10 protein-coding genes are annotated in these 12,047 nt (G+C 69.1%); 7 read left to right on the top strand and 3 right to left on the bottom strand.

What is annotated here, in order from left to right; all coding sequences use genetic code 11:
• Positions 1-121: 121 nt before the first annotated feature.
• Positions 122-1,732, bottom strand: a complete 1,611-nt coding sequence (locus AB0E78_RS03630) for an MFS transporter (RefSeq protein ID WP_361827703.1) — start codon at positions 1,730-1,732, stop codon at positions 122-124.
• Between the two features lie 177 nt (positions 1,733-1,909).
• On the opposite strand from AB0E78_RS03630, the gene AB0E78_RS03635 reads away from it, so the two are divergent.
• The 7 genes from AB0E78_RS03635 (at position 1,910) to AB0E78_RS03665 (ending at position 9,739) form a co-directional block, all read left to right on the top strand.
• Positions 1,910-2,554, top strand: a complete 645-nt coding sequence (locus AB0E78_RS03635) for a TetR family transcriptional regulator (RefSeq protein WP_361828521.1) — start codon at positions 1,910-1,912, stop codon at positions 2,552-2,554.
• 244 nt (positions 2,555-2,798) lie between these two features.
• A complete protein-coding gene (locus tag AB0E78_RS03640) occupies positions 2,799-4,010 on the top strand; it encodes an alpha/beta hydrolase (RefSeq protein WP_361827706.1) in 1,212 nt (403 codons plus the stop codon).
• Between the two features lie 75 nt (positions 4,011-4,085).
• Complete coding sequence (locus AB0E78_RS03645; protein WP_361827708.1) at positions 4,086-4,958, top strand: DUF4429 domain-containing protein; 873 nt, start codon at positions 4,086-4,088, stop codon at positions 4,956-4,958.
• 142 nt (positions 4,959-5,100) lie between these two features.
• The gene (locus AB0E78_RS03650) at positions 5,101-6,465 is read left to right on the top strand and encodes a sensor histidine kinase (RefSeq protein ID WP_361827710.1); all 1,365 of its coding nucleotides are present in this window, start codon (positions 5,101-5,103) and stop codon (positions 6,463-6,465) included.
• Positions 6,462-7,133 carry a response regulator transcription factor gene (locus AB0E78_RS03655; RefSeq protein ID WP_361827713.1) on the top strand — a complete coding sequence of 224 codons (672 nt, stop codon included), beginning with the start codon at positions 6,462-6,464 and terminating at the stop codon, positions 7,131-7,133. The genes AB0E78_RS03650 and AB0E78_RS03655 overlap by 4 nt, the downstream gene beginning before the upstream one ends.
• Before the next feature lie 150 nt (positions 7,134-7,283).
• Positions 7,284-8,510 (top strand): alpha/beta hydrolase, encoded by a 1,227-nt coding sequence (locus AB0E78_RS03660; RefSeq protein WP_361827715.1) that lies wholly within the window; start codon positions 7,284-7,286, stop codon positions 8,508-8,510.
• Positions 8,507-9,739 carry an acyltransferase gene (locus AB0E78_RS03665; protein ID WP_361827718.1) on the top strand — a complete coding sequence of 411 codons (1,233 nt, stop codon included), beginning with the start codon at positions 8,507-8,509 and terminating at the stop codon, positions 9,737-9,739. The genes AB0E78_RS03660 and AB0E78_RS03665 overlap by 4 nt, the downstream gene beginning before the upstream one ends.
• Positions 9,740-10,281: 542 nt before the next feature.
• On the opposite strand, the gene AB0E78_RS03670 is transcribed toward AB0E78_RS03665, so the two are convergent.
• The gene (locus tag AB0E78_RS03670; RefSeq protein WP_361828524.1) at positions 10,282-11,223 is read right to left on the bottom strand and encodes an aldo/keto reductase; all 942 of its coding nucleotides are present in this window, start codon (positions 11,221-11,223) and stop codon (positions 10,282-10,284) included.
• Between the two features lie 116 nt (positions 11,224-11,339).
• Entirely contained in the window at positions 11,340-11,933 is a 594-nt protein-coding gene (locus AB0E78_RS03675) for a MerR family transcriptional regulator (protein ID WP_361827721.1), read from the bottom strand.
• Positions 11,934-12,047: the final 114 nt, after the last annotated feature.

The following is a 12,047-nucleotide window of genomic DNA, read 5'->3' on the forward strand; positions in this document are numbered from 1 at the left end:
AGCCCCCCAGTTGAACCCTGAGGGGCTTTCCCTGATGCGTGAGCGCCAGGCAGATGCTTGCTCGGCGTGCGCCGACCCGATGTCCTGAAATGTCTCCGGACGGGGACCGGAACGTCTCCGGCTAGATGTGTCCGACTCCGGCTCCCGCTTCGGCGTTGGCGCCTCGCTTGGTCAACGTGGCGACCAGGGCCGCGACGACCGCGACGGCACCGGCGACGGTGAAGGCCAGGCCCATGCCGGACACGAACGTCTCGTGCGCGACCGAGGTGATCGCGTCGGCGATCGGCTCCGGCGCCTTCGGCGGCACCGGGGCTCCACCCATCTCGATGGCGCCGGAGGCCTGGTCGAGCTGGGCCGACGTCATGGGCGGAAGCTTGGCGTCCGCCCAGTTCGAGGGAAGGTCCTTGTCGACCCGGGAGGCCATCACCGCGCCGAGCACCGCCGTACCGAGAGCGCCGCCTACCTGCATGCCGGCCTGCTGGAGACCGCCTGCCACGCCGGACAGCTCCAGCGGGGCGTTGCCGACGATGACCTCGGTGGCTCCCACCATCACGGGCGCGAGACCGAGGCCGAGGAGGCCGAGCCAGAGCGACATCGGCAGGGTCGCGGTGTCCGTCGTCATCGTGGACATGCCGAACATCGCGACAGCGGTGGCCACCATGCCGCCGACGAGCGGAACGCGCGGGCCGAACTTCGTGATGAGCGCACCGGCGATCGGCGAGGACACGATCATCATGGCGGTCAGCGGCAGGAGGTGCAGACCGCTGTCGACCGGGCTCATGCCGTGGACGTTCTGCAGGTAGAACGTGACGAAGAACAGGCCGCCCATGAAGGCGAAGGCCATCAGCACCATCAGGACCACGCCGGCGGACAGCGGGACGGACCGGAACATGCCCAGCGGGATGAGCGGTTCCTTGACCTTCGTCTCCCAGAAGGCGAAGAGCGCGAAGAGAACCACCGCGCCCACGAGGAAGAGCAGCGTCCTGGGTCCGCCCCAGCCCCACTCCGAGCCCTTGATGAGGGCCAGGATCAGCGCGAACATGCCGCCCGACAGCAGAACGATGCCGGGGACGTCGAAGGACTTCGGCGCGTTCTCCGCGCGGTGGTCCTTGAGGATCACCAGGCCGAGAACGAGGGCGATGACGCCGACCGGCACGTTGATGAAGAACACCGACTGCCAGCTGACGTGCTCGACGAGCAGGCCGCCGACGATGGGGCCGCCCGCGGTCGAGGCGCCGATGACCATGCCCCAGATGCCGATCGCCATGTTCAGCTTCTCGGCGGGGAAGGTGGCGCGCAGCAGGCCGAGCGCGGCCGGCATCAGGAGGGCGCCGAAGAGGCCCTGGAGCACCCGGAAGGCGACGACCAGGCCGACGCTGCTGGAGAACCCGATGGCGCCCGAGGCCACGGCGAAGCCCGCCACGCCTATCAGGAACGTCTGCCGGTGGCCGAAGCGGTCACCGAGCTTTCCGGCGGTGATCAGCGCGACGGCGAGCGCCAGGAGGTAGCCGTTGGTGATCCACTGGACGCCGGACATCGTGGTGCCGAGGTCCTTGGCGATGGCCGGGTTGGCGATCGCCACGATGGTGCCGTCCAGGGCGACCATCATCACGCCGATCGCGACGGAGAAGAGCGTCAGCCAAGGGTGGCCGCGGAGCCCCTTGGCCGGGACCGGAGCGGACGACGGCTCCGGCGCCTTGTCCGCCTTGTCGACGGTGATCTGACTAGTCATGCGTTCGAGGCTAGTGTCAGCTACTGACAGTTGACAAACCATTTCACTAGTCGGTAACTGTCACGTAGCTCACAGGTAAGGTGAGCCGGTCAGAACGGGTGGAAAGAGGGCCATGGCGTGAGGACCGAGCAGCGAGCGGCGGACCCCGCGAAACCGCAGGCCGAGGCCTCGGGAGAGATCCCCGTCGAACCCTCGAGGCCCGGACTGCGCGAGCGCAAGAAGCAGCGCACCCGTGACGCGCTCCTGCGAGCGGCGCTCGAGCTCTTCACGACCAAGGGGTTCGAGGAGACGACGGTCGACGAGATCGCCGAAGCCGTCGACGTCTCCCAGCGCACATTCTTCCGGTACTTCGCCAACAAGCAGGAGACCGCCTTCGCCGTACAGGAGATGGTGGAGCAGCGGTTCGTGGAGACGCTGCGCGAACGCCCTGCCCACGAAGCACCGTTCACGGCCCTGCGCGGGGCCGTCATCGGAGCCTGGGACGCCATGGGCCGGTCGATCGAGGAGGTCGTCCCGGTCGAACTCCACATGCGGACCTACCAGATGATCGAGTCCACCCCTTCTTTGCTCGCCGCTCACCTGCGCCGCTCCATCGAGATGGAGGAAGAGATCGCGAAGGTGATCGCCGAGCGTGAGGGGCTCGACCTGGAAATGGACCCCCGACCGCGCGTGGTGGTGGCCGCCTTCAGCGGAGTGATGCGCGTGACCGGGCGACTGTGGGGCGCGGGTGAGGACTCGAGCGTGGAGTCGATCCGCGCGATCACCGAGGCATATCTCGACCACCTGGGGCCCGCGTTGGCCGAGGACTGGCGCGCGGAGTGACGGTGCGTGCACTCCGCGTCGGGTCGCGCTGAAGATCGACCCATCGAACAAATCAACACGTTGAGTGAACCATTGATGCACCGTCAGTAGCGGCACACCTCGGCGCACTACGCGCACGTAACGCATACAGAGTGTGACGAATACGCTCAGAGTGCGCCCGCTATGCCTCAATTACCCCACAGGAAACGTGATCTGCCTCACCCAGTGCACGGTAGGCATCACGATTCTCCTAGGGTGTTCCGTAGTGACTTCCTTCGACTCCTCCCCTCAACTCAGCGCCTGGCGCGCACTGCTCGCGCTCGCCGTCGTGTTCGTCATGCTGGCGACCACAGGCTGGACCGCGGTGCGCCACCACAAGGACGCCGCATCGCCGCTCGCGGCCTCGCTCTCCGCCTGGGAGCACGGGCACATCAACGGACGGGCGCTGCCCGACGCCGGTGCCCCGGCCGGCAGGCTCGCCCACTTCTTCGCGTCGCTCAACGCGCAACAGCGCACCCGGCTCGCCACCCGCTATCCCCTTGCGGTCGGCAACATGAACGGTGCCCCCGTAGAGCTGCGATATCGCGCGAACCACATCGCCCTGGAGCAGGCACGCAAGACCGAGCGACGGCGCATGCACGACAACCGGCTCTCCCCTCTCGGGCAGCAGGAGGCGGAGCGCAGAATGAAGCGCTTCGGCGTGATGATGCACCCGGGTCGGCAGGTCCTGTCGTTCGATCCCATGGGGACGGGTCGCATAGCCGAGGTCTTCGGAGACCTGGACCGGGCTTCCCGGGTGTCGGTCGTGGTGCCCGGAGTGGACACAAACGTACTGACGTTCGAGCGGACGAACCGCAAGTACTCGGCGCCTGTCGGCATGGCCAAGGCTCTGTACGGCGCGGAGCACACGGCGAGCCCACGCGCGCGTACCGCCGTGATCGCCTGGGCCGACTACACCGCGCCTGCCGGCCTCGGCGTGGACGCGGCCACGTCGATGCGTGCGGATGAGGGGGCGATCCGGCTCAACTCCCTGGTTCGCGGTCTGCCGGGGCACGCACCTGTCGCGCTGTACTGCCACAGTTACGGCTCGGTGGTGTGTGGGGTCGCCGCGCGACAGCTGCCCTCCCGTGTCTCCGACATCGCGGTCGCGGGCAGCCCCGGTATGCGCGCGGACACGGCGGCACAGCTGGGCACGGGTGCCCGGATCTGGGCCACAAGGGACGGCGACGACTGGATCCAGGATGTGCCAAACATGGAGGTCGGCGGGCTCGGTCACGGTGCCGATCCCGTCTCTCGGGACTTCGGCGCCCGCGTGCTGTCCGCACGGGGCGCGATCGGCCACACCGGCTATTTCGAGCCGGGTACGGAGAGCCTCAGGAACTTCGCCGACATCGGCACCGGTTCGTACCGCTCCGTGCGGTGTGCGAGTGGGGATGACGGGTGCCGGAAGGAATTTTCCGGCGCCGCAGTGGCCTGACGCGCGTAGAAATCGACAAAACAGCGGCACGCCGCAGGAGGGACGGAGGCGCGCGTGCCGCCTACGATGAGCCGCATGGGTGATGTACTGGCCGGATTTCATGCCGCCTGGGAGTTCGAGTCCGACTCCGTGCTCATCCGCTTCGAACGGGGGATCCGGACGCCGAAGCTGCTTCAGGCGCTCGGCGAACGCCGCATCCCCCACGAGGCGATCGCGGCGGTGACACTTACTCCTGGCAAGCGAGGCACGGTCGTCCTGCACGCCGTGCCGAGACCGGGCGCCGATCCGCTGATGGAGGCGGCCGCGGGGCAGCTCAAGGATGGCTGCGACCCGTATCGACTCGTGCTGCCTGCCGAGCGGGAGACGCTCGCCGAGTACTACGCGGACGAGCTGCGGGCCCAGCTCACAGACGGCGACAGCGGTCCCCCGGACCGCTACCTGGTGGCCGCGCCGGAGACTCCGCTGCAGTTCAAGGCGTACGACGGGAAGGCGTCCTTCGACGGTAAGTCGGTGGCCTTCCGGTGGTTCTGGACCGGCGCTTCGTCCGCGAAGTGGAAGGCCGGCGACCAGAGCTTCCTGGTCACGGACCTGAGCGGGGTCGAGTGGCGCTCCCCCGAGGTCTTCGAGGGCCACCTGCGGCTGCTGCGGCGTGAGACCCCGCTCGCCCAGCCCGCGCAGGCGGACCAGGATCCCGCGGCCGTCGTCTTCGGCCTCGGGTACGGGCCGGTGCACGAGTCGCTGCCGTTCGCCGCTTCTGTGCTCGCCGCGGTCCGGTCATCGGGACCGGCCCTGACGCCCGGCACGGTCCCCACCGACGCCCCGGTGGCCCGCCGCGACCCGGCGGACATCGCGGAGCGCATCCGGCACCTCGGCGAGCTGCACCAGTCCGGTCTGCTCACGGACGAGGAATTCACCACGAAGAAGGCCGAGCTGCTCGCGGAGCTGTGACAGGTGTGACCCGGCGGAGCCATGGGCTCACGGGTCATACCTGAGTATCAGGGAAAGCCCATTTCATACCCGGGTATGAGGTGCAGGTCAGCTCCGCGGTACGACGCCGCCGGGCATGCTTCACGCCTACGCTGATCAGGCCATGAGCAGCGCAGCGACACCACCGGACCAGGATCCCCGCCCACCGGCCTCCGAGCCGGACGGACGCCGGGTCACCCTTCAGCGTGTGACCGCGGGTGTCCGCGAAGGACTCGGCAAGGCGTGGGCTTTCCTCTCGACACCCGCCGGGCGGGCGGAGCCACCCCTGGCACGGGCGACCAAGCGCTGGGTGCGCATGCTTCCCCTGATCACCGCGCTTGGCTTCGTGGTGGTACTCATCCCTGTCACGACCCAGGTGCTGGCCAACGACTATGGGGTGAGCGGCGGGTTGGCGGGCGCCTTGGGCGTCGCGCAGGCCGCACCGCTGCTGCTGGCGATCACCCGCCCGTTGGCCGCCTGGTGCATCATCATCGTCGCGGATGTCATCGGGGCGATCGTGACGCTGTCCATGGGCGACCACCGCCCCGCTCCCTGGACAGCCATGATCATCGTGGGTTACGTGATCGTGTGCCTCTTCCTGTCCCTGCGCGAGAGCCGTCGCACCCTTCTCAGGATCTGGCTGGTCACCGTCGTCGCGAGCCTCGTCCTCAGTGCGTTCCGCGACGACGGCCGCCAGGACAGCAGCGTGCTGCTGATCGTGCTGAGCGGCGTCACGCTGCTGCTCGGCGCACTGCTGCGCGAGCGGGGCGACGCACAGCGCAGACTCATCGAGCAGGAGACCATCAGCGAGGCCGAGCGCTCACAGCGCACCCTCCTCGAGGAACGGGCACGCATCGCCCGGGAGTTGCACGATGTCGTCGCTCACCACATGTCGGTGATCACCGTGCAGGCCGACTCCGCGCCCTACCGCCTCAACGGCCTTCCGGACGCGGCACGCGAGGAGTTCGGAAGCATCGCGGCCAGCGCCCGTGAATCCCTCACCGAGATGCGGCGACTGCTCGCTGTGCTGCGCAGCGAGGGCACACCGGGCGAGCGGACCCCGCAGCCGGGGCTCAGCAGACTGCCGCATCTGGTGGAGGCGACGGTGCGCGCCGGCATACCGATCGATCTGTCACGTCCCGAACTGGCCGTGCTCACACAGCTGGCCGACGTCACACCGGCCGTTGACCTGTCCGCCTATCGCATCGTCCAGGAAGCCTTGTCGAACGTGATGCGGCACGCGCCGGGAGCGCGCACCACCATCACCGTGACCCTGGACGAGGAGCATCTGCTGCTCCTCGTGGTCAACGGACCGCCCACCCGAACACCCGACTCTTTGGAGCACAGCGGCACAGGGCACGGCCTTGTCGGCATGCGCGAACGCGTACGGTTGGTCGGCGGTACGGTCGACGCCGGGCCGCTGCCCGACGGCGGTTTCCGTGTGGCCGCCCAACTCCCTCTTCTCAAAAAGGACTCCGGCACCGCATGACCATCCGCGTGATCATCGTCGATGACCAGAACATGGTGCGGTCCGGCTTCGCCGCACTCCTCGCGGCCCAGAGCGACATCGACGTCGTGGGCGAGGCACCGAACGGCAAGGTAGCCATCGAAGTCAGCCGCACCACCCATCCCGATGTCGTCCTGATGGATGTCCGGATGCCCGAGATGGACGGACTCACCGCGACCCGCGCCCTGTTGGACCCGCCACCCGGAGTGGTTCACGTGCCGAAGGTGCTGATGCTCACCACCTTCGACGCGGACGACTATGTGTACGAGGCGCTGCGCGCCGGAGCCTCGGGCTTCCTCCTCAAGGACGCCCCGACCGCCGATCTGATCTCGGCGGTACGCGTAGTGGCAGCCGGCGACGCACTGCTCGCTCCGTCCGTGACCCGCCGTCTGATCACGGACTTCGCCAAGCAACGGCCACGCAATGACCAGGCGCTGCGGCTGAACGGTCTGACGCCACGTGAGACCGAGGTACTGGCCCTGATCGCGCGCGGCCTGTCCAATCAGGAGATCGCCGAGCGCCTGGTCCTCGCCGAGCAGACCGTGAAGACCCATATCGGCAAGGTGCTGTCGAAGTTGGACCTGCGGGACCGCGCACAGGCCGTGATCTTCGCCTATGAGTCAGGACTGATCACACCCGGAGAGCAGTAGAGCCCTCCGCCTCATACTGCGGTATGAGCTCGCCATACCCCGGTATGGCCTGCGAGTTGGCTCCCCAGTGTGAGGTGCCGCGGGGCACCGTCTCCCTATTTTTCCCTCGTCACGCCAGAGCGTGCCACGAGATGGGGAGGGAGACGGGCCATGCGCCTTCGTTCTTGGAAGGCCCGCGGAACACGCGGGAGCTGGAGGACACGCAGCAAGCGGACGCTGATCGCCGCGGCGCTCACGACGACGATCGTGGCCGGCACGGCCGGCTGGGCGGTCGGCAATGAGCAGCAGCCGATCACAGGGCCACCGCCGGGTACGCAGGCGTGGCGCGCGGACCATACGTGGGGGGTTCGGCTGCCGGATCCGGCAACCACGGCCCCCGCCCGAGTCGCCGCGTTCTTCGACTCGTTGAGCGAGGCGCGGCAGCACAGGCTGACCGCACGGCATCCCTCGGTCGTCGGCAACCTGGACGGCGTCCCGGCTGCCCTGCGTTTCGAGGCCAACTCCCTTTCCCTCAAGGCTGAGCGCGCTCGCGAACAGGCTCGGGAGAGCGATCCGGATCTCACCCTGCAGGACCACGAGCGAGCCCGGTCCCTCGTCGCGCGTTACGAAGAGCTCCTGGGCCCCGGCCGGCAGATACTCGCGTTCGATCCGCGTGGCAGAGGCCAAGTGGCCGAGGTGTACGGAAACTTGGCGAGTGCGCAACATGTATCCGTTGTCGTTCCTGGCTCCGACATAGACCTGAGCACCTTCGACCGCTCGACGGACGAGTACGGCACACCGGCCGGAATGGCACGCTCCCTGCGCGCCAGGGCGGGCGATGATACGGCCGTGGTGGCCTGGGTCGGCTACACGACTCCGGTCGGTCTCGGCCCTGATGCCGCGACGGGACGGCTCGCGGAGGCCGGGGCACCACGGCTCGCACGGTTCGTGCAGGGCCTGACGGCGTCCGGTGCCCCACGCCCCGCCGTGTTCTGCCACAGCTACGGCTCGGTGGTGTGCGGTCTGGCGGCCCCACGCCTTCCGGCCTCCGACCTGGTGGTGCTCGGCTCTCCCGGCATGCGTGCGGACAACGTGGCCGATCTGCACACCTCCGCCCGTGTGTGGGCGGCCAAGGACGACAGCGACTGGATCGGTGACGTGCCGAACGTCGAGCTGTTCGGCCTCGGCCATGGCGAGGACCCGGCCGATCCAGGCTTCGGCGCCCGACGTGTTCCCGCGGAACGAGCCGAGGGCCACACCGGCTACTTCGCCCCGGGGACGGACTCCCTCCAGGCCTTCGCCGCCATCGCGCAGGCCACTGCCCCCGGCACCCCGGACGACGGCACCCCCGGAAGCGCGGCTGCCGCCGACACCCGTCCCATCGGAGAGCGTCCATGAGCCTCCTCACTCCACTGACCACCCTGCGCAAAACCGCGTCGGCGATCGACGCCAAGACGCCCGCACATCGCGACCGGGCCGTAGACGGCCTCCGTGCGCTCGCCCTGCTCGCCGTACCAACCGGGCACTGGCTGCTCGGCGGATTCAGGCTCGACGCGGGCGGCGCGCTGCACAATGCCAGCCCTCTGGCGTCATTCGGATTCTTCGCGCCGCTCAGCTGGGTGCTGCAGATGCTCGGCATCTTCTTCCTGGTGGGCGGCTATGCCTCCGCCCTGTCGTATCGCCGGGCGGCGGCGCGTGGTAAGTCGACGAAGCGCTGGCTTCGCGGGCGAGTGGCGCGTCTCGGCCGTCCGGTTCTCGGCGTGACGGCCGTCTGGGCCGCGCTGATCCCGGTCCTGTACGCGATGGGAGTGCCGGCCACGACTCTGCGCACGGGGTCCACGCTGGTGATACAGCCACTGTGGTTCGTCGGGATCTATGCGGTGATCACCGCGCTCACCCCCTGGTGCATCAAGGCGGCCGAGCGGCTCGGTGCCTGGGCCGCGGCGCCACTGCTCGGATCGGTCGCCGTCGTCGACTTCTTGCGCTACGGCCCGTTCGGGGACGCCATGCCGTCCTGGCTGAGCCTGCTGAATCTGCTGCCCGGCTGGCTGTTTGCCTATCAACTCGGCGTCAGCTGGGGCGAGAAGAAGCTGGGCAGGCGCGGGGCGTGGCTGCTGCTCGCCGGTGGGACAGCCCTCTTCGCGGCCCTGCTTCTGGTCTTCCACTATCCGGCGTCGATGGTCGGCGTCCCGGGTGAGGCCCGGACGAACTCCCATCCCCCGTCGCTGTTGGTCCTGGCGCTGGCCGCCGCGCAGAGCGGTGGGGCGATCCTGCTGCGGGAACGCATCGGCAAGTTGTTGCGCAGGCCCGCTCTGTGGGCACCCGTGGTCGTGATCAACCTGGCGGCCATGACGATCCTGTGCTGGCACCAGACGGCGCTACTCGCCACCGCCGTGCCCGGTTCGTTGCTCGGCGGCACGGTGCCAGGGCTGACGGAGGGTCCGGACACCTGGGGCTGGATAGCCGCCCGGGTCGCCTGGCTTCCGGTCTTCGGGATGCTCCTCCTGCTGATAGGCCGCTTCACCCGCGGCTTCGAGGCCCCATGGAAGCGGGCCACACATGTCCGAAGGGCACTCGCCGGAGTCCTGGCGACCGGGTTCGCGATCTTCGCCCTGGGGCTGGCATAGCGGCCGGCCGACCGGGAGCTGGGAGGGCTACGTGGAGGGGGTCACGCTGCGGGGCCATGCCCCGAGGGATACGTGGAGGGGGATCACACTGCGAGGCCGTGCCCGGAGGGGGCCCACACGGCCCGGGCTGCCGTCCGTCGCAGCAAGCCGCCGGTGGGCCGTTGCAGCGCACGAAGCCCTACCCCGGAGGGCCGTCCCGGCGCAAGCAGCCCTGCCCCCGGCGTGCTGTTGCAGCGCACGAAGCCTCCCCTGGTGGGCCGTTGCAGCTCAAGGACCCCACCCCCGTGGGCCGTTGCAGCTCAAGGGCCCCACCCCCGTGGGCCCTTGCAGCTGAAAGCTCCCTCCGGGCAGGCCGATGAAGACGAGAAGCCCCCTCCTGGTGGGTCATCTCAGCCCAAAGGCCCCCTCCCGGTCGGCCGTTGCGGCCGATGCGGCCGATGCGGCCGATGAGCTTCCTCCCGGTGGGCCCTTGCTGTGCAAGGTGCCCTGCCGGGTGGGGTGTTGCCGTGGCGGCATTGCGGTGGGGGATGGTGGGTTCGTTGTTACTCGCGGCCTGCTGAGGTGAAGGTCATGTCGGCGTAGCGGTCGCCTGCGACCTGGGTGGCGATGGGGTTGAGCAGGGCGAGTTCGGAGGGGGTGAGGTCCAGGCGGGTGGCCGCGGTGTTCTCCTCGACGCGGGAGCGCTTGCGGGTTCCGGGGATGGGGACGACGGCCAGTCCGTGGGCCTGGGCCTGCTGTTGGACCCAGGCGAGGGCGACCTGGCCGAGGCTCGCGCCATGGGCTTCGGCGACGGTGCGGATGGGTTCGAGGAGGGCCGCGTTGGCAGCGGCGTTGTCGCCCGTGAAGCGGGGCTGCTGGCGGCGGAAGTCGTCCTCGCCGAGTTCCTTGTCGGCGCTGACGAACGAGCCGGTGAGGAACCCGCGGCCTAGCGGGGAGTAGGGGACGAGGGCGACGCCGAGTTCGGCGGCGGCGGGGACCACGCCCTGCTCGATGTCACGGCTGAAGAGCGACCACTCCGACTGGAGGGCGGCGATGGGATGGACGGCGTGGGCGGCGCGGAGTTCCGCACCGGTGACCTCGCTGAGGCCGAGGTGCTTGACCTTGCCCGCGGCGACCAGTTCGGCCATCACGCCGACGGTTTCCTCGATCGGCACCTGGGGGTTGCGGCGGTGCATGTAGTAGAGGTCGATGACGTCCACGCCGAGGCGCTGGAGGCTGGCGTCGACGCAGGCGCGGATGTAGGCGGGGTCGTTGTTGATGATCCGCTTGGTCGGGTCGTCCGGGTCGACGGCCAGGGCGAACTTGGTGGCGAGGACGACCTCGTCGCGGTGTGCCTTGAGGAAGGGGGAAAGGAACTTCTCGTTCTCACCGGCGGCGTAGGCGTCGGCGGTGTCGTAGAGGGTGACGCCCAGTTCGAGGGCGCGCTCCAGGGTCGCCCGGGCCTCGTCGGCGTCGGTGGGGCCGTAGGCGAAGCTCATGCCCATGCAGCCGAGTCCCTGGACTCCGACGTCGGGGCCGTCTGTCCCGAGCTGCACCTTCGCGATCCGGTCGGGAGACTGGGGAGTCGCGGGAGTCTTGGGGGTTTCTGCGGTCATCAGTGTCAGAGCCTCTCCGACGCCGGGCGGGCGTCAGCGTAAAAGTGGATCTTGTAGTCGAGCACGGCGAGCGTGTCCTGGAGCTCCGCTATGCGGGTGCGGACGTCGCGGCGGGTCTGTTCCAGGAGCTCGTGGCGCTCGGTGAAGGTGTGGTCGCCCTCGCGCACCAGCTCGGCGTAGCGGACCATGTCCGCCACCGGCATGCCGGTCAGGCGGAGCTTGCCGACGAAGGTCAGCCAGTCCAGGTCGCGGTTGCGGTAGCGGCGCTGGCCCGTGTGGGAGCGGTCGATGTGGGGCATCAGGCCGATTCGCTCGTACCAGCGCAGGGTGTGCGCGGTCAGGCCGATGAAGGCGACGACCTCGCTGATCGTGTAGTGGTCCTGCCCGTTCGGGCGGGGGTGCGTGGTGGGTGCCGAGGCGCAGGCGTCAGCTCCGGTGTCGCCGCCGTCGGAGCTGACGGAATCGTCGAACCTGGCGGAGCCGTCGGTGCTCGCGGTGGCATCGGGGCTCGCGGTGGCGCCGGGGCTGCCGGGCGTCGGTTCGGTCGTGCCCTGCGCGGGGCCCTTCGTGCGGGTCGTCTCGGTCTCCATCACCGTCATGACCTCCACGCTAGAACCTTGGAGTGCGCTCTAGGCAAGCAGAACCGGGAGGAAATGTGTGACGGAAACAAACCCTCGGAAAAGCGGGGGACGTCGCTTCGTGCGGTGACTACG

This window comes from Streptomyces sp. NPDC032198, assembly GCF_040636975.1.
In the GTDB taxonomy this organism is placed as follows: Bacteria; Actinomycetota; Actinomycetes; order Streptomycetales; family Streptomycetaceae; genus Streptomyces.